The sequence below is a fragment of the Rhodococcus sp. 05-2256-B1 genome (assembly GCF_002258465.1).
In the GTDB taxonomy this organism is placed as follows: Bacteria; Actinomycetota; Actinomycetes; order Mycobacteriales; family Mycobacteriaceae; genus Rhodococcoides; species Rhodococcoides fascians.
The window spans coordinates 150,308-172,443 of record NZ_NOZA01000026.1 but is presented as its reverse complement, the minus strand read 5'-3'; the positions used below and the strand labels follow the sequence as shown (position 1 = coordinate 172,443).

Sequence of the window (22,136 nt, the reverse complement as noted above, 5' to 3'; positions counted from 1 at the left end):
GGTGAGGGGGTTGTTCACTTATCCGACCGACCCTTCCATCTGCAACTCGATGAGCCGGTTGAGCTCGAGCGCGTACTCCATCGGCAGTTCGCGAGCAATGGGCTCGACGAATCCGCGGACGACCATGGCCATCGCTTCGTCCTCGGTCATGCCACGGCTCATCAGGTAGAACAACTGATCGTCGCTGACCTTCGAGACAGTGGCCTCGTGACCCATCGACACGTCGTCCTCACGGATGTCGACGTACGGGTAGGTGTCGGACCGACTGATCGTGTCGACCAGTAGGGCGTCGCACTTGACCGTCGAACGCGAGCCGTGCGCGCCCTTGTTGATCTGGATCAGACCGCGGTAGGACGTCCGTCCACCGCCACGGGCGACGGACTTGCTGACGATGTTCGACGACGTGTGCGGTGCCAGGTGCAGCATCTTGGAACCGGTGTCCTGGTGCTGATCGGGCCCTGCGAACGCGACCGAGAGAACCTCGCCCTTGGCGTATTCGCCGGTCATCCACACAGCCGGGTACTTCATGGTGACCTTGGAGCCGATGTTGCCGTCGACCCACTCCATCGTTGCGCCTGCTTCTGCCTTGGCGCGCTTGGTGACCAGGTTGTAGACGTTGTTCGACCAGTTCTGAATGGTCGTGTACCGGCAACGACCACCCTTCTTGACGATGATCTCGACCACGGCGGAGTGCAGCGAATCGGACTTGTAGATCGGCGCGGTGCAGCCCTCGACGTAGTGCACGTAGGCACCCTCGTCGACGATGATCAGCGTGCGCTCGAACTGGCCCATGTTCTCGGTGTTGATCCGAAAGTAGGCCTGCAGCGGGATGTCGACGTGCACGCCCGGCGGGATGTAGATGAACGATCCACCGGACCACACTGCGGTGTTCAACGCAGAGAACTTGTTGTCGCCTGCCGGAATGACGGTGCCGAAGTACTCGCGGAACAGCTCCGGCTGCTCCTTGAGTGCGGTGTCGGTGTCGAGGAACAACACACCCTGCGCCTCGAGGTCCTCACGGATCGAGTGGTAGACGACCTCGGACTCGTACTGAGCTGCGACACCGGAGACCAGGCGCTGCTTCTCGGCTTCGGGGATGCCGAGCTTGTCGTACGTGTTCTTGATGTCCTCGGGCAGATCGTCCCACGTAGCGGCCTGCTTCTCGCTAGATCGCACGAAGTACTTGATGTTGTCGAAGTCGATGCCGTCCAGGTCGGAACCCCAGTTGGGCATGGGCTTGCGGTCGAAGGTCTTGAGCGCCTTCAGACGGGCTTCGAGCATCCACTCGGGCTCGCTCTTCTTGGCCGAGATGTCACGGACGACAGCCTCGGACAAGCCGCGCTTGGCGCTCGCGCCGGCCACGTCGGAATCGGCCCAGCCGTATCCGTAGGTGCCGAGCGATGCGATGGTCTCGTCCTGAGTCAGCGGCGCGGCGGGTGTCACCTGGTCTGGTGTGACGGTCATGCGGGCTCCTTCCGGAGGCGTGTGCGTTCTCCGACACGGGGCTGCGTGTCGGACGTCATCTTGTGTGAACTATCTGTCGATACGTCGGTATCGGATCGACCGCTCCTCGATCGCGTCGAGGTGAGCGGTACGTGTGTGGTGCAGGCGCAGTTGCCGTTCGCAATGGTGGCAAGACGCTGCACATGCGTGCCGAGAATCTCGGCGAACGCTGCTTGTTCGGCCTCGCACAGTTCGGGAAACTCTGCTGCGACGTGCGACACCGGGCAATGGTGTTGGCAGATCTGCACTCCGTTGCCGACTTGCCGCGTGGTGGCCGAGAATCCCGCCGCACTGAACGCGTCAGCAATTCTTCCCGCCGCCGTTTCCACGGCATGTGCGTCGGAACCGGTCGCGGGTTCGACGTCGGCAACGATGGTGTTGACGCGTTGCCGCGCGAACGTCTCGATGGCGTCGTTGCCACCGATCTTGCGCAGCTGCCGCATGGCGGCTCCGGCCAGATCGTCGTAGGTGTGGCCCAGCCGATTGCGGCCGGCTGCGGTGAGCTGGAAATGCTTGGCCGGTCGCCCGCGTCCACGCTGACGTGCTCCGGCCGGGGTGGTGATCCTGGCCTCGCCTGCATCGATGAGCGCATCGAGGTGGCGCCGGACACCGGCCGCGCTCAATCCAAGGCGAGTGCCGATATCGGACGCGGTGATGGGGCCCTCTTCGAGCAGTAGGGTGACCACTGCGCCCCGCGTCTGCCCCTCGGGGGCCGATGCCGGTCGCACCGACGACGCGCCTGCTCCGGCGGTCGATGGATCGACGCTTTCCGGACGCACGAGCGAGCTCTCGGTTGTTTTCACAACACCAGTGTGACGGAATTGTTTCACCTGGTCCAGCAAGGGTGCCCTATCCCTCAGGTGAATCCGAGCCGAGCGACGCAGGCCGCGGAGTCCGGAGGACCGGGTGAATCGCGCTATTGCACACAGCTACGCTCCCACTGTGCCATCGACCGAGAGTGAGCAGAGTTCCGAGAACTCGCCTTCCGCGACCGGTGCCAGCTCGTCCCCCGATCCCGAGAACCCCGAATCCGCGCGCGGCACGCTGCTGCACAGGATGATTCTCACCCCTGCTCGGCGCGTGTTCGGCCTGGAACCGACCCCACCGGGTGCCGGTGTCGCCACGTTGCACGGCGACGAGCCGGAGGCACCCGGTCTCGATCCCGCCGAGACCGTTCAACTACGCAACATTCGCCGTTTCGGAGCCGCGGGCGCGCTGCTGATGGCGATCGGCGCGCTCGGCGCGGGTGCGCAGCCGGTACTGCAGAACCCGATCGCGGGCGTCCGGTTACTGAGCCTGCCGTCGCGCATGGCCACGTCGGCTCTGACCGTGACCATGACGGGAACCGTCGTCGTGGTCCTCGCGTGGCTACTGCTCGGCAGGTTCGCGCTGGGGCGGACGCGATCGGGCGCGACTCCCCGCCGCCTGTCCCGATCGCAGATGGACCGGACTCTGCTGCTGTGGATCCTGCCGCTGAGCGTCGCACCGCCTATGTTCTCGCGCGACGTCTACTCCTACCTGGCCCAGAGCGAGATCACGGCCCGCGGTCTCGACCCCTACGAGATCGGCCCCGTGGATGCACTGGGGGCCGACAACGTCCTGACCCGGACGGTGCCCAACATCTGGCGAGAGACTCCGGCACCCTACGGTCCGCTGTTCCTGTGGATGGGGCGCGGGATCACGTACTTGACCGGCGAGAACATCGTCGCCGGCATCTTCCTGCACCGACTGCTCGCCTTGGCGGGAGTCGCGCTGATCGTCTGGGCGCTGCCGCGTCTCGCACGCCGCTGCGGGGTCGCGTCGGTCACGGCACTGTGGCTCGGTGCAGCGAACCCGCTGTTGCTGTTCCACCTGGTCGCCGGAATTCACAACGAGGCCCTGATGATCGGGCTCATGCTCGCGGGTACCGAACTGGCGCTGCGTGCGATCGAGCGCCCGGGTGCGTTGCGCAGCACCGATATCGCGTTCCTCATCGGCGGAGCGGGTGTGATCGCACTCTCGTCGACGATCAAGATCCCGTCGCTGATAGCGCTGGGGTTCGTCGGCATGGCGCTGTCGAGACGGTGGGGCGGCACTCTGAGATCGGTCGTCTACGCTGCGCTGCTGCTCGGCACGATCGCCGTTGCCGTCCAAGTCGCCGTGAGCCTGGGTAGCGGACTCGGATTCGGTTGGATCCACACTCTGGGTACCGCGGGGGTGGTGCGCAGCTGGATGTCGATTCCCACGATTCTCGGCCTGGCTACCGGATTCGTCGGCGTGCTGCTCGGCCTCGGCGATCACACCACCGCTGTGTTGAGTCTCACTCGGCCGATCGCAGCCGTCGTCGCCGGCGTCATCGTCATCCGCATGCTGGTCGCTGTTCTGAGGGGCCGACTGCACTCGGTGGGAGCGCTGGGGGTGGCGCTGGGAGCAGTGGTTCTGCTGTTCCCGGTAGTCCAGCCCTGGTACCTGCTGTGGGCGGTGATCCCGCTGGCAGCATGGGCCACCACTCCGTCCTTCCGGCGTCCCGCCATTGCCTTCTCGTCCTTGGTCAGCGTGATCCTCATGCCGAACGGCAGCGAATACCAGCCGTTCCAGATCGTGCAGGCCGCAGTGATGACCATCCTGACCATCGTCGTGTTGTATCTGCTGACACGGAACCGGCTGCCGTGGCCCACGCGCAGCGGACCACCGGCACCCGAGCGGCACACCGACGAATACGCTGAGTCCTCGTGATCTCCGGGACTTCGAATGCGGCGCAACCTGTCGTGCAGTTGACCGACGTGCGCAAGTCCTACGACGGCACCACCGCCGTCGACGGACTGAGCCTGAGCATCGGTGCGGGTGAAGTTCTCGCGCTGCTCGGCCCGAACGGTGCCGGAAAGACCACCACCGTCGAGATGTGCGAAGGCTTCGTCGTACCCGACAGCGGCACGGTCAGAATCCTCGGCCTCGACCCCATCGCCGAGTCCGCCCAGCTCCGACCCCGCATCGGCGTCATGCTGCAGGGCGGCGGTGCCTACCCGGGGTCCAAGGCGGGCGAAATGCTCGAGCTCGTCGCCTCGTACTCGGCCGACCCTCTCGACACGACGTGGCTGCTCGACTGTCTGGGCCTGACCTCGGCGGTCCGCACACCCTATCGACGGTTGTCCGGTGGCCAGCAGCAGCGACTGGCGTTGGCCTGTGCCATCGTCGGCCGCCCCGAGTTGGTGTTTCTCGACGAACCGACAGCCGGACTCGACGCCCAGGCCCGACTGCTGGTGTGGGAATTGATCGACGCACTTCGACGGGACGGCGTCGGCGTTCTACTGACCACACATCTGATGGACGAGGCCGAGCAGCTGGCGGATCGGTTGACCATCATCGACAACGGTCGCGTCGTCGCCTCCGGATCCCCGTCCGAGCTCACCAAGCAGGGAGCCGAGGGACAGTTGCGCTTCTCCGCTCCCCCCGGTCTCGATCTGTCCCTGCTCGACGCGGCCCTGCCCTCCGGTTACGTACCGTCGGAGACGTCACCGGGGTCGTACGTCGTCACCGGAGTGATCGAACCGCAGATCCTGGTGGTCGTCACCTCCTGGTGCGCACAGCAGAACGTGTTGGCGACGGAGTTGCAGGTCGATCAGCGGCGGCTCGAGGACGTCTTCCTCGAACTGACCGGCAGAGAATTGAGGATGTGACGGTGCGCAGAGAAGCCCGGCTCGCCGACAACCGTTTCGAGACAGGACTGTTCGCGCCGCGCCCACAGCCGGCGTCGGCCGCTCGGATGCTGTTCGCGCAGTCGCGTCTCGAGCTGAAGTTGTTGCTGCGCAACGGTGAGCAGCTGCTGTTGACGATGTTCATTCCGATCACGCTGTTGATCGGACTCACCCTGCTGCCGTTCGGTGAGCTCGGCGACGACCGCGTCGCGCGGGTCGTGCCGGCGGTGATGATGGTGGCCATCATGTCGACGGCATTCACCGGACAGGCGATTGCCGTCGGGTTCGATCGTCGCTACGGCGCCCTCAAGAGACTCGGTGCCACGCCCCTCCCACGGTGGGGAATCATCGGCGGCAAGTCTATAGCCGTCGTGATCGTGGTTATCATGCAGTCGGTTCTGCTGGGCTCGATCGGCGTCGCCCTCGGCTGGCGACCGAGTGCGGCCGGCCTGCTGCTCGGGGCGGTCGTCATCGCTTTGGGAACGGTGACGTTCGCCTCGATGGGGTTGCTGCTCGGCGGCACACTGCGGGCGGAGATCGTGTTGGCGTTGGCCAACGTCGCCTGGTTCGTGATGCTCGGGATCGGCAGCGCGGTGTTCGTCGACGACCAGATTCCGCAGGGCCTGCAGAACGTCGCACGGATCGTCCCGTCCGGCGCACTCGGCGAGGCGCTCAACCGCGGTGTGGCCTCGTCGTTCGACCTCTTCGGGATCGCCGTGCTGCTCGTCTGGGCTGCGGTCTGCGGCACTCTCGCGGTCCGAACCTTCAAATTCACCTGAGCGAGGCTTTCCGCCGGTCGCTCTACCCAACGACGCTGTGTAGTTGATCGGCGTTTACCATCGTGGAGTGCCCTACCTCCTACGGAAGCTCTACGGCGTGTTCCTGCGCCTCGTGGCCTATCTGCCCCTGCCCTCGCTGCGGGTACAGCGGGTGCTGGCGTTCATCGCCATCCTCACCCAGGGCGGCATAGCCGTCACCGGTGCGGTGGTTCGAGTGACCGGCTCCGGGCTCGGGTGCCCCACCTGGCCACAGTGCTTCCCCGGAAGCTTCACGCCGGTCGGAGTATCCGAGGTTCCGGTGCTGCATCAGGCAGTCGAGTTCGGCAATCGACTGCTCACCTTCGTGGTGGTCATCGCCGCTGCGGCGGTCGTTCTCGCTGTCACTCGCGCGGCCCGGCGGCGCGAGGTGTTGCTCTTCGCGTGGTTCATGCCGCTGGGAACCGTCGTGCAGGCCGTCATCGGTGGCGTCACCGTGCTGACCGGCCTGCTGTGGTGGACAGTGGCCATTCACCTCGTGGTGTCGATGGCAATGGTCTGGCTGGCTACCCTGCTGTTCGTCAAGGTGGGTGAAACCGACGCCGCGCCGAAGTCGCTGCCCACCGTCCCCGCCGCGCTACGCGGGCTCACTGCCCTGTCCGGCGTCGCGCTGACCGGCGTACTGATCGCCGGGACGATGGTGACCGGTGCCGGCCCGCACGCCGGCGACAAGAGCATCGACGAGCCGGTACCGCGCCTGGGCATCGAGATCGTCACGCTGGTGCACGCCCACTCGCAATTCCTGGTCGGGTATCTCGCGCTGCTCGTCGGGCTCGGTTTCGCCCTGTACGCGGTCGGAGCGCCGACTGCCGTCAAGCAGCGGCTTCACGTTCTGGTGGCGATCGTGCTGGCCCAGTCCCTGATCGGCCTGGTGCAGTACTTCACGGGCGTTCCCGCAGTACTCGTCGCGTTCCACGTTGCCGGTGCCGGTGCCTGCACGGCTGCCACGGCTGCGCTGTGGGCATCGTGCAGAACACGCGGTCCTGCGGTTGCCGATCGGGAAGCCGACGTGGACAGGGTCGCCGCAGCGTCCTGAGGCCCGGCGGTCTTCGGGTGCCGGGCCTCAGCAGGCCGACACGCGCGTGTCCGAGCACAGCAGTTTCGAATCGCAGTGGAGGGGCAGCCGACCTCCCCCTCAGATGGCCGACTGCCCCTCCACTGATTTCGACGCATCGGACCGCGAGACGGTTCCCGTCGAGTCGAAAAAACTTTGCGGCTCTCGTCCTACCCGACGATGGCCTGGTTGCGGGCCTTGGGGAACTTCTTCTGCCGAGCGACCCAGCCGGCCATCTTCTCGTAATGGCCCGGTGCCGGATTGACCGAACTGACCAGCTCGCGGTCCCACTCCGCCTCGGTCAGTTCGTCGAACCTGGCGACTATCGCGTGTGCGACCGCTGTGGACGGAACCACCTGGTCTCCGAGCACTCCGTCTGCGCCGACCAGCGTGAGCCGGGTTCCGGCCCGACCGATGGGTTGGATCACCACACTTGCCGAGTTGCCGTGATCGGCGAGAAAAGCCTTCACAGCCGCGAGAGTTCCCTTCGGAACCTCGTTGGACGTGTCCTTCTCGTTGCCCGCACTGTCGATTTCGGTAGCCATGCAGACACGATACCGAGGTCGTCCACCGTGGCGGCATCGGCCCGCCGAATCGCTACTGATCGGTAACTTGTCGCACCCGTCGTGGAAGCGTGCGTCCGCTCTCGAACTCACATCGCTCCCGTGTAGAACAGAAATATGCGTGCCATTCGAGTAGACAACACCGGCGGACCCGAGGTCATGGTCGTCGTGGACGTGCCCATTCCCGAGCCCGGACCGGGGCAGGTTCTCGTGCGCGTCGACGCCATCGGGATCAACTACATCGACACCTACTTCCGCCGCGGCCTGTATCCACGGTCCCTGCCCTACATCCCCGGCGACGAGGGTTCCGGAGTTGTCCACGAGGCCGGCCCTGACGTCACCGCGTTCGCTCCTGGGGACCGCATCGCCTGGGCGGCCGCGCCGGGTAGCTATGCCGAGTTCGTCGTCGTGGACGCCTCGTCCGCCATATCCGTTCCCGACGGCGTTCCGGCCGATCAGGCGGCGTCGGCGCTGCTCCAGGGTATGACTGCGCACTACCTGATCGAGTCCACCTACCCGGCGCGCAGCGGCGAAACGGTCCTCGTGCACGCGGGCGCGGGAGGCGTCGGACTACTGCTGACCCAGATGGCGGTCGGAAAGGGCGTACAGGTCATCACGACGGTGTCCACCGATGCCAAAGCAGAGCGGTCGGCCCAGGCCGGTGCCGCCCACGTACTGCGGTACGACGACGACATTGCGGCCCAGGTTCGCGAGCTCACCGGCGGCGAGGGCGTCCATGCCGTCTACGACGGTGTCGGAGCCGACACGTTCGAGGCCAGTCTGGCGTCGCTGCGCATCAGAGGCACGCTGGCCCTGTTCGGTGCTGCGAGCGGACCGGTACCGCCGTTCGACCCACAACGGCTCAACGGGGCCGGATCGGTGTTTCTGACCAGACCCACGCTGGCGCATCACATACGGGACCGGGCCGAGCTCGAATGGCGTGCGGGCGATGTGTTCGAGGCGTTGTCGAGCGGCGCTCTGACGGTCGAGGTCGGCGCTCGCTACGCGCTCGAAGATGTCGCGCAGGCACATATGGACCTGGAAGGACGTAAGACGACCGGTTCGATCGTTCTCGTCCCCTGATCGGGTGCAGATGTGAGGAGGCGCTCGCTCAGGAGACCAGCTGGGCGAGCGTCTGCCAGCCGAGGACAGAGTCGACGGCGAGGCCGCAGAACACCAGCGCCAGGTATTCGTTGGACAGGATGAACAGTTTGAGAGGCTTGACCGGCGTTCCAGCCCGCACGCCTGCGTACAGGCGATGCGCCACGACGAGGAACCAGATTCCCGATGCCACCGCGATCACCGCGTAGACGACGCCGGAGCCCGGGGCCAGTGCCAACGTCGCAGCAACCGTGGCCCACGCGTAGAGCACGATGTGCTTGGTGACCTTGGTCTCCGACGCGACGGCAGGAAGCATCGGGACGTTGGCCGCCTGGTAGTCCTCCTTGTAGCGAAGCATCAAGGCCCACGTGTGCGGCGGTGTCCACAGGAAGATGACGAGGAACATCACCAGCGCCTGCCAGCCGATCGTGCCGGTGACGGCGGACCAGCCGATCATGACCGGCATGCAGCCGGCGGCACCGCCCCACACCACGTTCTGCGAAGTTCGGCGCTTGAGCACCAGGGTGTAGACGAAGATGTAGAAGCAGATCGTGACGACGGCCAGCACGCCGCTGAGGAGGTTGGTCGTCGCCCAGAGCCAGAAGAACGAGAACACCCCGAGGACGAGACCGAACACCAGTGCGTGCGACACGGGCATCGCGCCGCGGGCCAACGGCCGCTTCTCGGTGCGCTTCATCACCTTGTCGATGTCTGCGTCGACCACCATGTTCAAGGTGTTCGCGCTCGCCGCGGCCAGCATTCCACCGAACAGTGTGGTGAGAATCAGCCACGGGTCCACGTGACCGCGATCTGCCAGCAGCATCGCGGGAATGGTCGTGACGAGAAGTAGTTCGATGACCCGAGGCTTCGTCAGCGCGACATAGGCCAGGAAGAGAGCCCACGCTCTGCGCGGCGCCGACGCCGGCGCGGCGTGTTCGGTGTCGCCCTGGTCGTCTGCTCCGAATCCGGGGCCGCCGGCGAAACCGTGTCCGCCCGGCTGCTGCCCAATTCGCACTGCGTCTCCTCGCACGACTGTCGTTCTCTGGCGCTCGGCCACTTGCCACGCGCCGTCGGGCACGCGGGTTCGTTCCTGGCGGCCGACCGATCCTGGGAGAACCGCCTCACGAGGACCTCGGCCACCGACGCGCACGCGGATGGTCCCGGTTCGGAAATTGCCCCCGGGAGCCGTCGAGCATGCGCCTACTACAGACGATGGTAGACGGCTGGGTTTGCACGTCCAATTCGCAGGGCACCCAAACCGAAGAACGATGCGGCGACGCCACACACGTTCGTGCTCCGACGGGGGAAGGCACGACAGTAGCGTCGGTCGGAACTAGGCTGGTGGGGGACGTCCTTCGGCATCGACTACGTTCGCGCCTCACGCAGGCGCTGTGCAGTTACCGCCGAGCGACGAATCCTCGGAGCCACAACTCGAACGAATGTCAGGAGATTTCTGCTCGTGTCGATCACAGACGATATTGACGTCCTCACCACGGCGCACCACCCCAGCGACTGGACGGACCTGGACACCCGGGCGGTCGACACCGTTCGTGTCCTGGCAGCGGACGCAGTGCAGAAGGTCGGCAACGGCCACCCCGGAACCGCGATGAGCTTGGCTCCCCTCGCGTACACCCTCTTCCAGCGCACCATGCGCCACGATCCCACCGACACCCACTGGATCGGCCGCGACCGGTTCGTGCTGTCGTGCGGTCACTCGAGCCTCACCCTGTACCTGCAGCTCTACTTGGGCGGTTTCGGTCTCGAGCTCGCAGACATCGAAGCACTGCGGACCTACAAGTCCAAGACCCCGGGGCACCCCGAGTTCCGCCACACCGACGGCGTCGAGATCACCACCGGCCCTCTCGGTCAGGGACTGGCATCCGCTGTGGGAATGGCAATGGCATCGCGCCGTGAACGCGGACTGTTCGATCCCGAACCTGCGCTCGGCGAGAGCCCGTTCGATCACTTCATCTACGTGATCGCCTCCGACGGCGACATCGAAGAAGGCGTCACGTCCGAGGCGTCGTCGCTCGCAGGCACCCAGCAGCTCGGCAACCTGATCCTGTTCTACGACGACAACAAGATCTCGATCGAGCACTCGACCGACATCGCCCTGTCCGAGAACACCGCCGCGCGGTACGAGGCCTACGGGTGGCACGTACAGGTCGTCGAGGGCGGCGAGAACGTCACCGCGATCGAGGACGCCATCGAGGCCGCCAAGGCCGTCACCGACAAGCCGTCGATCATCGTGCTGCGGACCATCATCGGGTTCCCGGCTCCGACGATGATGAACACCGGTGCCGTCCACGGTGCCGCTCTGGGCGACGAAGAGGTCGCGAAGGTCAAGCAGGCCCTGGACTTCGACCCGGCCAAGACATTCGAGGTCAGCGACGAGGTCATCGGCCACACTCGCAAGCTCCAGGAACGTGGCCGCGCCGCGCACACCGAATGGATGACGCAGTTCGAGGCCTGGGCGGCCCGTGAGCCCGAGCGCAAGCAGTTGCTCGACCGTCTTCAGCAGGGCACGCTGCCCGAGAACTGGACCGACGTGCTGCCCACGTGGGAGCCCGGCAGCAAGGCCGTCGCCACGCGTGCGGCGTCGGGCGAGGTCCTCAACGCCGTCGGGCCCGTTCTTCCGGAACTGTGGGGCGGCTCGGCCGACCTCGCAGGCAGCAACAACACCACGATCAAGGGTGCGAAGTCCTTCGGCCCCACATCGATCTCCACCGACGACTGGGACGCCGAGCCCTACGGCCGCACGCTGCACTTCGGTATCCGCGAGCACGCCATGGGTGCGATCCTGTCGGGCATCGTCATGCACGGTCCGACCCGCGCGTACGGCGGAACGTTCATGCAGTTCAGCGACTACATGCGGCCGTCGGTTCGCCTGGCGTCGCTGATGGACATCGATCCCATCTACGTATGGACCCACGACTCCATCGGCCTCGGCGAGGACGGCCCGACGCACCAGCCGGTCGAGCACCTCGCGGCCCTGCGTGCAATTCCCAACCTGTCTGTCGTACGCCCCGGTGACGCCAACGAGACGGCCTACGCCTGGCAGTCGGTGCTCGCCAGGTCGAGCAGCAGCGGGCCCGTCGGCCTGGCGCTGACGCGTCAGGGCATCCCGATCCTGGAAGGCACCAGCTTCGAGGGCGTCTCGAAGGGTGGCTACATCCTCTCCGAGTCCTCCAAGGCCGCTCCCGACGTCGTCCTGATCGGCACCGGTTCCGAACTGCAGTACGCGGTGGAGGCCCAGAAGCTGCTCGAGGCGCAGGGCATCGCGGCACGCGTGGTGTCGATGCCGTGTGTCGAGTGGTTCGAGAGCCAGGACCAGAACTACCGCGACCAGGTCATTCCGCCTACCGTCAAGGCGCGGGTGTCCATCGAGGCCGGCATCGCGATGCCGTGGTGGAAGATCGTCGGCGGTTTCGGCGAGATCATCTCGCTCGAGCACTACGGCGAATCTGCCGATGCGGCAACACTTTTCCGCGAGTTCGGCTTCACGGCCGACGCCGTCGTCGCTGCCGCGCAGCGCTCCATCACCAACGTGAAGGGATAACTCATGACCCAGAACAAAAACCTTGCCGAGCTGTCCGCCGCCGGAATTTCGGTCTGGCTGGACGACCTGTCCCGCGACCGCATTCGGTCGGGCAACCTCAAGGACCTGATCGACACCAAGAGCGTCGTCGGCGTGACGACCAACCCGTCGATCTTCCAGGCCGCATTGAGCAAGGGCGATGCTTACGACGAGCAGGTCACCAAGCTCGCCGGCGAAGGTGCCGATGTCGAGACCACGATTCGCACCGTCACCACCGACGACGTCCGTGAGGCGTGCGACATCCTCGTACCGCAGTACGAGGCCAGCGCGGGCGTCGACGGACGCGTGTCGATCGAGGTCGACCCCCGCATGGCGCACGACGCGGACAAGACGTACGAGCAGGCCGTCGAACTCTGGAAGATCGTCGACCGTCCGAATCTCCTCATCAAGATTCCGGCAACCGAAGAAGGCATCCCCGCCATTGCCAAGGTGATCGGTGAGGGAATCAGCGTCAACGTGACCCTGATCTTCTCCGTCGAGCGCTACGAGCTGGTCATGAACGCGTACCTCGAGGGTCTCGAGGCCGCCCGCGCCGCCGGTCACGACCTCGACAAGATCCATTCCGTGGCGTCGTTCTTCGTGTCCCGCGTGGACAGCGAGATCGACTCCCGCCTGGACGCCATCGGCACCCCCGACGCCGAGGCCCTCAAGGGCAAGGCCGCGCTGGCCAATGCGCGCCTCGCGTACGTGGCGTACCAGCAGGTCTTCGAGGTGGCTCCTCGGTTCCGCGAACTCGCGGGCAACGGTGCACGTCCGCAGCGGCCACTGTGGGCTTCGACGGGCGTCAAGTCCGATGCCTACCCGGACACCATGTACGTCACCGAGCTCGTCTCTCCGAACACCGTGAACACGATGCCGGAGAAGACCATGGACGCGGTCGCAGACCACGGCGAGATCGTCGGCGACACCGTCTCGGGTAAGGGACCGGAGTCGCAGGAGATCTTCGACCGCATCTCCGCCCTGGGAATCGACCTCACCGACGTCTTCCTGACGTTGGAGAACGAGGGCGTCCAGAAGTTCGAGGCTGCGTGGAACGAGCTGCTCGAAGCTACCGAGGAGCAGCTCCGCCAAGCAGGTCAGAAGAGCTGACCTGTGCCCACCGCAGACACAGAAAACCTGAATTCCGCGGACTGGCGTAATCCACTTCGCGACGCGCGAGACAAGCGGCTCCCCCGCATCGCCGGGCCGTGCAGCATGGTCATCTTCGGGGTGACCGGTGACCTCGCGCGTAAGAAGCTCATGCCTGCGGTGTACGACCTGGCGAACCGGGGGCTCCTACCCCCCGGTTTCGCCCTGGTCGGCTTCGCTCGCCGTGAGTGGCAGAACCAGGATTTCGAGAAGATCGTGCACGACTCGGTACGCGATCATGCTCGAACTCCGTTCAGCGAAGAGGTGTGGAACACCCTTGCCGAGGGCTTCCGGTTCGTTCAGGGTTCGTTCGACGACGATGCCGCGTTCGACGAGTTGTCGCGGACTCTCACCGAGCTGGACACCACCCGCGGCACCGGCGGCAACCATGCCTTCTACCTCTCGATCCCACCCGGCGCGTTCCCTGTTGTACTGCAACAACTTTCACGCTCCGGACTGGCCCAGGCGCAGGACGGCAACTGGCGACGCGTCGTCATCGAGAAGCCGTTCGGTCACGATTTGCAGAGCGCCAAGGAGCTCAACGCGATCGTGAACCGAGTGTTCCCCGAGGACACCGTCTTTCGGATCGATCACTACCTGGGCAAGGAGACGGTGCAGAACATTCTCGCGCTGCGCTTCGCCAACCAGTTGTTCGATCCGATCTGGAACGCGCACTATGTGGACCACGTGCAGATCACGATGGCCGAGGACATCGGATTGGGTGGCCGCGCAGGCTATTACGACGGAATCGGGGCAGCCCGCGACGTCATTCAGAACCATCTCCTCCAGTTGCTCGCGATCACTGCGATGGAGGAGCCGGTGAGTTTCAACCCCACCGAGCTGCAGTCCGAGAAGATCAAGGTGCTCTCGGCGACCAAGCTCGCCGAGCCGCTCGATCGCACGTCCGCCCGCGGGCAGTACTCCGCCGGGTGGCAGGGCAGCCAGAAAGTGAAGGGGCTCAAGGAGGAAGAGGGGTTCGACTCCGAGTCGAACACCGAAACCTACGCCGCCATCACCCTCGAGGTCGACACTCGGCGCTGGGGTGGAGTTCCGTTCTATCTGCGTACGGGAAAGGCGTTGGGCCGCAGAGTCACCGAGATCGCAATGGTGTTCAAGCGTGCCCCCCATCTGCCGTTCGACGCCACCATGACCGAGGAACTGGGGCAGAACGCACTGGTCATTCGAGTCCAGCCGGACGAGGGCGTCACGATGCGCTTCGGTTCCAAAGTTCCCGGGTCCAGCATGCAGGTGCGCGACGTCAGCATGGACTTCAGCTACGGCCAGGCGTTCACCGAGTCATCTCCGGAGGCGTACGAGCGACTGATACTCGACGTACTCCTGGGTGAGCCCTCACTGTTCCCGGTCAACGCCGAAGTGGAACTGTCGTGGAAGATTCTCGACCCGATTCTCGAGTACTGGGCCTCGGGCGGCACCGCCGAACCGTACGAGGCCGGCACCTGGGGTCCGTCCTCGGGTGACGAGATGATGCACCGCACCGGACGCGAATGGAGAAGGCCGTGATTGTCGACATTCCCGCCACCACGACGGCCGAGGTCGGCAAGAAGCTCGTCGAGGTTCGTGAAGCAGGTGGCGCGGTCACCATCGGCCGTGTGCTGACCTTGATCGTCGCCAGCCGTGATGCGAGCAAGGCCGAACGGGCGATCGATGCCGCGAACGAGGCGAGCCGGGAACATCCCTGTCGCGTCATCGTCCTCATCCACGGTGATCGGTCCGCCGAGTCGAGTCTCGACGCCCAGATCCGCGTCGGTGGAGACGCCGGCGCGTCCGAGGTCGTCGTACTACGACTGAACGGCGAGCTCGCCGATCACGAACACAGCGTCGTCATTCCGTTCCTGCTGCCGGATACGCCGATCGTCGCCTGGTGGCCGGACGAGGCACCGACGGTACCGGCGAAGGATCCACTGGGCCGGTTGGCGATCAGGCGGATCACCGACGCCACCAATTCGTCGGATACCACCGCAGCGATCAAGGGACGGCTGAGCAGCTACACCGAGGGTGATACGGATCTGTCGTGGAGCCGAATCACCTACTGGCGCGGCCTGCTGGCGACTGCCCTCGATCAGGCACCGTTCGAGGCCGTCACCTCGGCCACCGTGTCGGGACTGGCAGAGGAGCCTGCACTCGACATTCTGGCCGGCTGGTTGGCGGCGAAGCTCGACGTGCCGGTCTACCGGCGAGCCGGCGAGCTCAAGGTCGAGCTGACCAGGGAGAACAGCAGTATTTCGCTGACCCGTCCGCAGACTGGAAAAACCGCCACACTGCGGCGTACCGGTCAGCCCGACGCTCAGGTTGCTCTGGCACGTCGCAACACCCGCGAGTGCCTGGCCGAGGAACTGCGGCGGCTCGACACGGACGAAATCTACGAACTCGCCCTCCACGGTCTGTCGAAAGTGAGCTATGAGTAATCAGTCGGTCCTCCGATACCTCGACGCACAAGGGCTGGTCGATGCCGCCCGCACTCGCTTCGTCGACGTTGTCGTCGCGGCGCAGGCCGAGCGCGGTGTCGCGTCGGTGGTGTTGACCGGAGGCGGGACAGGAATCGCCCTCCTCGAGGCATTGCGCGCGGATTCCGGGGCCATCGACTGGTCGCGGGTGGATATCTACTTCGGTGACGAGCGCTTTCTGCCCTCGGGCGACCCCGAGCGCAACGAGGTCCAGGCATCGGACGCGCTGCTGAAGCACGTGGACGTGCACCCGGATCGACTGTTCACGATGGCGACGTCGGACGGTGCCTACGGCTCCGACCCGGAAACGGCTGCGGCGGCGTACGCACAGACGCTGCACTCACGGGCCGACGACGGTCAATGCCCCGACTTCGACATCCACCTGTTGGGTATGGGCGGCGAGGGCCACATCAACTCGCTCTTCCCGCACACCGACGCGGTGCGCGAACAGCATCGCTTCGTCGTGGCCGTCGAGGACTCCCCCAAGCCGCCGCCGGTACGCATCACACTCACCCTGCCCGCCGTCCGGAGGGCGAAGCACGTGTGGTTGCTGGTGTCCGGTGCAGGGAAGGCCGAGGCCGTTGCCGCCGCCGTCGGCGGAGCAGCGTCCGACGACTGGCCGTCGGCCGGTGCCATCGGCGCGGAATCGACGGTCTGGTTCGTCGACGAGGCAGCGGCCTCACAGCTGGACCGGTGATCGGCTCGAGCCACAGCTGACAGCAGACGTACTGCGGCGTCGATTCAGGAGATTCACTCCCCTGAATCGACGCCGTAGTCGTTCGAACCGACGCCGTCCGAAGCACTGCCGTCCGAACCACGCATGGACTCGCCGTCGTCACCGAGTCCGCCTCGGAAGTCCGCATACCGCGATCGAGCGATCACCCGATACGCCGTCCCGTCCCGCCACGCGTCGAGAGTGTTTCTGCACGTCCTCATACCCGGTTGGACGCAGACTGTCGGCCACCGGTTCCGCGGCAGCGCAGCGAGACGTACGGTGCTAGCCGCTGTTGCGTAGTGCCGTGGCCAGGCCGTTCATCGTCAGCAGGATTCCTCGTTTGACCCGTTCGTCGTCGTCGCCGTTGCGGTATCGACGCAACATCTCGACCTGCATCTGGTTGAGAGGTTCCAGGTACGGGAACCGGTTGTGTACCGATCGCTCCAGCGCCGGGTTGTCCTCAAGCAGTCGACTGTGACCGGTGATCTTCAGATACATCCGAACGGTGGTGGCGTGTTCGGCCTCGATCATGCCGAAGATGCGTGCGCGGAGGTCGGCGTCGGGAACGAGTTCCGCATACCGAGCGGCGATGCCCAGATCGGACTTGGCCATGACCTGCGCCAGGTTGGACAGCACAGTGCGGAAGAACGGCCACTTTCGATACAGATCCGCGAGTACCTCCAGCTTGGAGTCGTCGTCACCGACCCACTCCTCGAACGCCGATCCGGTGCCGTACCAGCCGGGCAGCATGACGCGGCACTGACTCCACGACATCACCCAGGGGATAGCACGCAGGTCGTACACGGAATTCGTCGGCTTACGCGACGCCGGACGCGACCCGATGTTCAACTCGCCGACCTCGGCAACGGGCGTGGACGTGCGGAAGTACTCGACGAACCCGGGCTCCTCGTGCACCAGCCGGCCGTACGCTGCCCGAGCTTTGGCCGCGAGATCGTCCAGAACGTCGTAGGCGGCCTCGGCGCCGTCACCCAATCCTTCGAGGTCGAGCAGCGTCGATTCGAGTGTGCCCGCGACCAACGATTCGAGGTTGCGCCGCGCCATCGACGGTTCGGCGTACTTCGCTGCAATGATCTCGCCCTGCTCGGTGAGACGAAGCGATCCCTGCACCACGCCGGGCGGTTGCGCCAGAATCGCGTCGTAACTGGGGCCGCCGCCGCGCCCGACGGTGCCACCGCGACCGTGGAAGAGTCGCAACCGAATTCCTGTCTTACGGGACGCTTCGAGCAGGTCGAGTTCTGCCCGATACAGCGCCCAGTTGGCCGCGAGATAGCCACCGTCCTTGTTCGAGTCCGAGTAACCGAGCATGACCTCCTGGTTCATGCCTCGACCGGCGACGAGAGCTCGATAGATCGGAACGTCGAGAGTGGCGAGCAGCGTCGCGGCACCCTGCTGCAGGTCCTCGATCGTCTCGAAGAGCGGCACGACACCCACCGTCGACGTAGGTGCCGAACCGTCGACGCCGGGATCGAAGATCCCCGCTTCCTTGAGCAGCAGGGCCGCCTCGAGCATGTCACTGACGGACTGACACATGCTGATGATGTAGTTCTGAACGGTGTCCGGGCCCAGGTGGTCGATGGCCTCCTTGGCCGCCTTGACGATGCCCAGTTCCTTCGCAGCGAGGTCACTAAGTTGCGCGGTGGGCCCGATCAAGGGACGCCGAGTGGCGAGTTCGTGGGACAGCACCGACACGCGCTCGTCCTCGTCGAGAGACCGGTAGTCCTGATGAACCCCGGCCCAGGCCAACAGCTCCGCGACCACTTCCTCGTGGGTCTCGGAGTTCTGCCGCATGTCCAGAGCCTGGAGATGAAATCCGAACGTCTCGACCGATTGCCGCAGTCGAAGCAGCCGATCGTCGGCGATCAGACCGTCTCCGTCGGCCCGGAGCGCGCGGTCCAGAGTGTCGAGATCGTCGAGGACTTCCTGCGGGCTCGCATACGGGTTGGCACCGAGATCGATTCCGGACACCGGAACCGCGTCGAGCACCGCCCGTGCCGTTGCTGTCAGCCGGGCCCGGATACCGACAACGGCAACACGGTACGGTTCGTCGGCCCGGCGGTCGTCCGGTTCCGCAGACGCCTCGGCCAGAGCCTCCAGTTCCTCGGTGACCGCGACGAGCCGCGCGGACATCGACAACTCTTTCTCCAACGCAACCAGTTCGTCGAGGTAGTGCTCGAACGCCACGTAACCGGCCTGATGAGTGGCCGTGTGCACCACCTCGCCGGTGACGTTCGGGTTACCGTCGCGGTCTCCTCCGATCCACGACCCCGGCCGAAGTATCGGCCGCGGCAGCAGGTCGTCCTCCGGCCATCGCGCTCGCAGCGCCGCGCGGACATCGGCATTGAGGGCGGGCATGACATCGAACAGCGAGGACTCGAAGTATCGGAGACCCACTTCGATCTCGTCTTGGATGCGCAATCGCGACAGCCGAATCAGGGCGGTTTCCCACAGCGTCAGCACCTGCCGGCGAATCTGCACGTCGATCACGGCCAATTCCTTGGCGGCTCCGGCGGCTTTGCCCTCCGGGGCAGCCGACGCGACCTCGCGCCGACGCATCAGTGCGGTGATCTTCGATTGGACGTCGAACACCGTTCGACGACGCGTTTCGGTGGGGTGCGCGGTGATGACCGGGGCCACCAACGCGTCGGTCAGCGCGGCGGCGACCTGCTCGCGCGACGGAGCGGCGGCGTCGATCTTCGACCACGTGGCGTCCAGGCTGCTGTCCTGCGGCGGGTCTCCGTTGTCCAGATGAATGGCTCTCCGGCGCTCACGGTGAAGATCCTCGGCCAGGTTCGCCAGCAACGAAAAGTGGCTGAACGCGCGGATCAACGGAACAGCTTGAGCCACTTCGACATCGGTGTACCGGCCGACAGAGTCGTCGCGTTCGATCTCCGAGCGGCGCACCGCGAAGGATTCCACTCGCGCGGACTCGATGAGCTCGAAGACCTCGTCGCCCTCGTGTTCCCGAATGATCTCACCGAGGATGCCGCCGAGATAGCGGATGTCCTCCCGCAGTGGCTCGGTCAACTCTCGCCCGCGAGCTGTCGGTGTGACGAATGCCGGGGAACCGACTGACTCGTAAGAGGATTCGCTCATCCCCCCAGTATCGTCGCTCGGCCGTCAACTCGCACTCGGAGCCGGGACGGATCAGGTGTACTTGATCTCGAGACCGATCCCGAGGATCGCGATGAGCCAGATGAGGCCGGTGAATACGGTGAGGCGGTCGAGGTTCTTCTCGACGACCGTGGAGCCGGACAGGCTGGACTGCACGCCGCCACCGAACAGGCTGGACAGACCGCCACCCTTGCCGCGATGCAGCAGGATCAGCAAGATCAGCGCCAGGCTGGTGATGACCAGCAGAATATCCAGAAACAGATCCATGTCCACCTCAAACTCGATTCGATGCCCTCAGCAGCCTACCTGGCCCCACGAACGACTTCGGACACCCCGCCGAAGCGAGGTGTCCGAAACCAGTTCTGTGCAGCGGTGACGATGGCCGATCAGGGCAACGGTCCCCCTGCGGCGATGGCCGACAATGTGGCGAACTCGTCCGCCTTGAGCGAAGCGCCACCGACCAGCGCGCCGTCGACGTCGGGCTGGCCGACGATCTCGCCGACGTTCTTGGCGTTGACCGAACCGCCGTACAGCACGCGGACGCCCGCGGCGACCTCGGCCGACGCCAATTCCTTCAATTCCTCCCGAATGGCACCGCACACTTCCTGAGCGTCCGACGCCGAGGCCACGCGTCCCGTGCCGATGGCCCATACCGGCTCGTAGGCGATGACGACCTTGGCGATGTCGTCGGCCGAGAGGCCATCGAGCGAACCGCGGAGCTGAGCCACGTTGTAGGCCACGTGCTCACCGGCCTCACGGATGTTCAGACCCTCGCCGATGCACACGATCGGTGTGAGCCCGTTCTTCAAGGCAGCCTTCGTCTTCGCCAGAACGACGGCGTCGTCCTCGCTGTGCAACGTGCGTCGCTCGGAGTGGCCGACCACGACGAAGGTGCATCCCAGCTTGGCCAGCATCGACCCGCTGATCTCGCCCGTGAATGCGCCGCTGTCCTCGGCGGAGACGTCCTGCGCACCATAGGTGAGCAGGAGCTTGTCGCCTTCGATCAGCGTCTGGACGCTGCGGATGTCGGTGAACGGCGGAATGACCGTGACGTCCACCTTGTCGAAGTACTTCTCGGGCAGCGAGAAGGCGATCTTCTGCACAAGCGAGATGGCCTCGAGGTGGTTGAGGTTCATCTTCCAGTTGCCCGCGATGAGCGGCTTACGTGCCATGCGTTACGCCTCCAGGACGGATAGACCGGGCAGCTGCTTGCCCTCGAGGTATTCGAGGGATGCACCGCCACCGGTGGAGATGTGCGAGAAGCCGTCGTCGGGCAGCCCGAGGGTGCGTACCGCAGCCGCGGAATCACCACCACCGACCACGCTGAACGCGCCCTTCTCGGTGGCTCCGATGATCGCCTCTGCGATGCCCTTGGTACCGGCCGAGAACTTGTCGAACTCGAAGACGCCTGCAGGTCCGTTCCAGAAGATCGTCTTCGCATTGGACAGCACGACGGCGAAACGACTGACCGAGTCCGGTCCGATGTCCAGACCCATCCAGCCGTCCGGAATTTCGGACGCCTTCACGGTCTTCGACTCGGCGTCGGCCGCGAACTTGTCTCCTACGACGATGTCGACCGGAAGGTGGATCACGTCGCCGAAGCGCTCGAGCAGGTCCTTGCAGACCCCGATCTGATCCTCCTGAAGCAGCGAGTTACCGACCGAATAGCCCTGCGCCGCAAGGAAAGTGAACGCCATGCCGCCGCCGATGACGAGGGTGTCGACCTTGGGAGCCAACGCCTCGATGACGCCGAGCTTGTCCGAGACCTTGGAGCCGCCGAGCACCACCGCGTACGGACGAGCCGCATCCTCGGTCAGCTTGGCCAACACCTCGACCTCGGCCGCGACGAGTGTGCCCGCGTAATGCGGAAGCAGCTGCGCCACGTCGTAGACCGACGCCTGCTTGCGGTGCACGACGCCGAATCCGTCGGAGACGAATGCCGCATCGTCGCCGGCGAGAGCAACGAGCTCGCGAGCCAGTGCGGCTCGCTCGGACTCGTCCTTGCTGGTCTCACGCGAATCGAAGCGGATGTTCTCGAGCAGCAGTACGTCGCCGTCGGTCAGGCCCTCGGCGCGTGCCTCGGCGTCCTGACCCACAACGTCTCCCGCGAGCTGGACGTGCCGGCCGAGCAGTTCGCCGAGCTTGGCAGCGACCGGAGCCAGACTGTACTTCGCATCGGGCTTGCCGTCGGGGCGACCGAGGTGAGCGGTGACGATGACCTTCGCTCCGGCTTCGACCAGTGCACGAAGGGTCGGAATCGACGCCTGGATGCGGCCGGGGTCGGTGATCGTGCCGTCCTCGAGCGGGACGTTGAAGTCCGATCGCACGAGGACGCCACGTCCTTCGACACCGGCATCGAGCAGATCCTGCAGTGTCTTGACAGCCATC

General features: G+C 65.4%; 19 protein-coding genes. 10 read left to right on the top strand and 9 right to left on the bottom strand.

From position 1 onward, the window contains the following. Window positions 1-18: 18 nt before the first annotated feature. Together sufB and CH285_RS14200 are read right to left on the bottom strand one after the other, a co-directional pair. Window positions 19-1,464, bottom strand: a complete 1,446-nt coding sequence (sufB, locus tag CH285_RS14205; protein ID WP_027497021.1) for a Fe-S cluster assembly protein SufB — start codon at window positions 1,462-1,464, stop codon at window positions 19-21. After that, window positions 1,461-2,387 (bottom strand): helix-turn-helix transcriptional regulator, encoded by a 927-nt coding sequence (locus tag CH285_RS14200; RefSeq protein ID WP_371828012.1) that lies wholly within the window; start codon window positions 2,385-2,387, stop codon window positions 1,461-1,463. The genes sufB and CH285_RS14200 overlap by 4 nt, the downstream gene beginning before the upstream one ends. Before the next feature lie 172 nt (window positions 2,388-2,559). Between CH285_RS14200 and mptB the strand changes: the two genes are divergently transcribed. From mptB to CH285_RS14180, 4 genes are all read left to right on the top strand, one after another. Further along, the gene (gene mptB / locus CH285_RS14195) at window positions 2,560-4,218 is read left to right on the top strand and encodes a polyprenol phosphomannose-dependent alpha 1,6 mannosyltransferase MptB (RefSeq protein WP_230073640.1); all 1,659 of its coding nucleotides are present in this window, start codon (window positions 2,560-2,562) and stop codon (window positions 4,216-4,218) included. Continuing rightward, window positions 4,215-5,159, top strand: a complete 945-nt coding sequence (locus CH285_RS14190) for an ABC transporter ATP-binding protein (protein WP_032365765.1) — start codon at window positions 4,215-4,217, stop codon at window positions 5,157-5,159. Before mptB ends, CH285_RS14190 begins: the two co-directional genes overlap by 4 nt. Beyond that, entirely contained in the window at window positions 5,156-5,956 is an 801-nt protein-coding gene (locus CH285_RS14185) for an ABC transporter permease (protein WP_032387335.1), read from the top strand. The genes CH285_RS14190 and CH285_RS14185 overlap by 4 nt, the downstream gene beginning before the upstream one ends. Window positions 5,957-6,023: 67 nt before the next feature. Beyond that, on the top strand, window positions 6,024-7,028 hold the full coding sequence (locus tag CH285_RS14180) for a COX15/CtaA family protein (protein WP_094622132.1): 1,005 nt from the start codon (window positions 6,024-6,026) through the stop codon (window positions 7,026-7,028). 188 nt (window positions 7,029-7,216) lie between these two features. Here the strand turns inward: CH285_RS14180 and CH285_RS14175 are convergent, their stop codons facing one another. After that, the gene (locus CH285_RS14175; protein WP_027497017.1) at window positions 7,217-7,591 is read right to left on the bottom strand and encodes a hypothetical protein; all 375 of its coding nucleotides are present in this window, start codon (window positions 7,589-7,591) and stop codon (window positions 7,217-7,219) included. A gap of 135 nt (window positions 7,592-7,726) precedes the next feature. On the opposite strand from CH285_RS14175, the gene CH285_RS14170 reads away from it, so the two are divergent. Further along, complete coding sequence (locus CH285_RS14170; RefSeq protein WP_094643184.1) at window positions 7,727-8,692, top strand: quinone oxidoreductase family protein; 966 nt, start codon at window positions 7,727-7,729, stop codon at window positions 8,690-8,692. Window positions 8,693-8,720: 28 nt separating this feature from the next. Here CH285_RS14170 and CH285_RS14165 read toward each other — a convergent pair whose 3' ends face one another. Beyond that, entirely contained in the window at window positions 8,721-9,725 is a 1,005-nt protein-coding gene (locus CH285_RS14165) for a heme o synthase (protein ID WP_027497015.1), read from the bottom strand. A 444-nt stretch (window positions 9,726-10,169) separates the two neighbouring features. On the opposite strand from CH285_RS14165, the gene tkt reads away from it, so the two are divergent. The 5 genes from tkt to pgl are packed head-to-tail and all read left to right on the top strand — an operon-like array spanning window position 10,170 to window position 16,598. After that, window positions 10,170-12,269 carry a transketolase gene (gene tkt, locus CH285_RS14160; protein ID WP_094643183.1) on the top strand — a complete coding sequence of 700 codons (2,100 nt, stop codon included), beginning with the start codon at window positions 10,170-10,172 and terminating at the stop codon, window positions 12,267-12,269. 3 nt (window positions 12,270-12,272) lie between these two features. Then, window positions 12,273-13,397: a transaldolase gene (tal, locus tag CH285_RS14155; protein ID WP_027497013.1), complete on the top strand. Its 1,125-nt coding sequence runs from the start codon at window positions 12,273-12,275 to the stop codon at window positions 13,395-13,397. A gap of 3 nt (window positions 13,398-13,400) precedes the next feature. Then, window positions 13,401-14,957, top strand: coding sequence for a glucose-6-phosphate dehydrogenase (zwf, locus tag CH285_RS14150; RefSeq protein WP_027497012.1), 1,557 nt, complete (start codon window positions 13,401-13,403; stop codon window positions 14,955-14,957). Continuing rightward, complete coding sequence (gene opcA / locus CH285_RS14145) at window positions 14,954-15,862, top strand: glucose-6-phosphate dehydrogenase assembly protein OpcA (protein WP_027497011.1); 909 nt, start codon at window positions 14,954-14,956, stop codon at window positions 15,860-15,862. The genes zwf and opcA overlap by 4 nt, the downstream gene beginning before the upstream one ends. Continuing rightward, a complete protein-coding gene (pgl, locus tag CH285_RS14140) occupies window positions 15,855-16,598 on the top strand; it encodes a 6-phosphogluconolactonase (protein WP_027497010.1) in 744 nt (247 codons plus the stop codon). Before opcA ends, pgl begins: the two co-directional genes overlap by 8 nt. 53 nt (window positions 16,599-16,651) lie before the next feature. On the opposite strand, the gene CH285_RS27535 is transcribed toward pgl, so the two are convergent. The 5 genes from CH285_RS27535 to CH285_RS14120 all read right to left on the bottom strand — a co-directional run bounded on the left by CH285_RS27535 (window position 16,652) and on the right by CH285_RS14120 (window position 22,135). Beyond that, complete coding sequence (locus CH285_RS27535; protein ID WP_139278435.1) at window positions 16,652-16,837, bottom strand: hypothetical protein; 186 nt, start codon at window positions 16,835-16,837, stop codon at window positions 16,652-16,654. A 61-nt stretch (window positions 16,838-16,898) separates the two neighbouring features. Then, window positions 16,899-19,730: a phosphoenolpyruvate carboxylase gene (gene ppc / locus CH285_RS14135; RefSeq protein ID WP_032372464.1), complete on the bottom strand. Its 2,832-nt coding sequence runs from the start codon at window positions 19,728-19,730 to the stop codon at window positions 16,899-16,901. Between the two features lie 51 nt (window positions 19,731-19,781). Then, window positions 19,782-20,015 carry a preprotein translocase subunit SecG gene (gene secG, locus CH285_RS14130; RefSeq protein WP_027497008.1) on the bottom strand — a complete coding sequence of 78 codons (234 nt, stop codon included), beginning with the start codon at window positions 20,013-20,015 and terminating at the stop codon, window positions 19,782-19,784. Between the two features lie 119 nt (window positions 20,016-20,134). Continuing rightward, window positions 20,135-20,920 carry a triose-phosphate isomerase gene (tpiA, locus tag CH285_RS14125; protein WP_027497007.1) on the bottom strand — a complete coding sequence of 262 codons (786 nt, stop codon included), beginning with the start codon at window positions 20,918-20,920 and terminating at the stop codon, window positions 20,135-20,137. Between the two features lie 3 nt (window positions 20,921-20,923). Beyond that, window positions 20,924-22,135, bottom strand: coding sequence for a phosphoglycerate kinase (locus CH285_RS14120; RefSeq protein WP_094643182.1), 1,212 nt, complete (start codon window positions 22,133-22,135; stop codon window positions 20,924-20,926). Window position 22,136 lies beyond the last annotated feature (1 nt).

Bases quoted from the DNA above. Each gene is read 5' to 3' on its own strand.
- sufB (WP_027497021.1), bottom strand. From the start codon at position 1,464: ATGACCGTCACACCAGACCAGGTGACACCCGCCGCGCCGCTGACTCAG.
- mptB (WP_230073640.1), top strand. From the start codon at position 2,560: ATGATTCTCACCCCTGCTCGGCGCGTGTTCGGCCTGGAACCGACCCCA.
- CH285_RS14175 (WP_027497017.1), bottom strand. From the start codon at position 7,591: ATGGCTACCGAAATCGACAGTGCGGGCAACGAGAAGGACACGTCCAAC.
- CH285_RS14170 (WP_094643184.1), top strand. From the start codon at position 7,727: ATGCGTGCCATTCGAGTAGACAACACCGGCGGACCCGAGGTCATGGTC.
- tal (WP_027497013.1), top strand. From the start codon at position 12,273: ATGACCCAGAACAAAAACCTTGCCGAGCTGTCCGCCGCCGGAATTTCG.
- pgl (WP_027497010.1), top strand. From the start codon at position 15,855: ATGAGTAATCAGTCGGTCCTCCGATACCTCGACGCACAAGGGCTGGTC.
- CH285_RS27535 (WP_139278435.1), bottom strand. From the start codon at position 16,837: ATGAGGACGTGCAGAAACACTCTCGACGCGTGGCGGGACGGGACGGCG.
- ppc (WP_032372464.1), bottom strand. From the start codon at position 19,730: ATGAGCGAATCCTCTTACGAGTCAGTCGGTTCCCCGGCATTCGTCACA.
- secG (WP_027497008.1), bottom strand. From the start codon at position 20,015: ATGGATCTGTTTCTGGATATTCTGCTGGTCATCACCAGCCTGGCGCTG.
- tpiA (WP_027497007.1), bottom strand. From the start codon at position 20,920: ATGGCACGTAAGCCGCTCATCGCGGGCAACTGGAAGATGAACCTCAAC.
- CH285_RS14120 (WP_094643182.1), bottom strand. From the start codon at position 22,135: ATGGCTGTCAAGACACTGCAGGATCTGCTCGATGCCGGTGTCGAAGGA.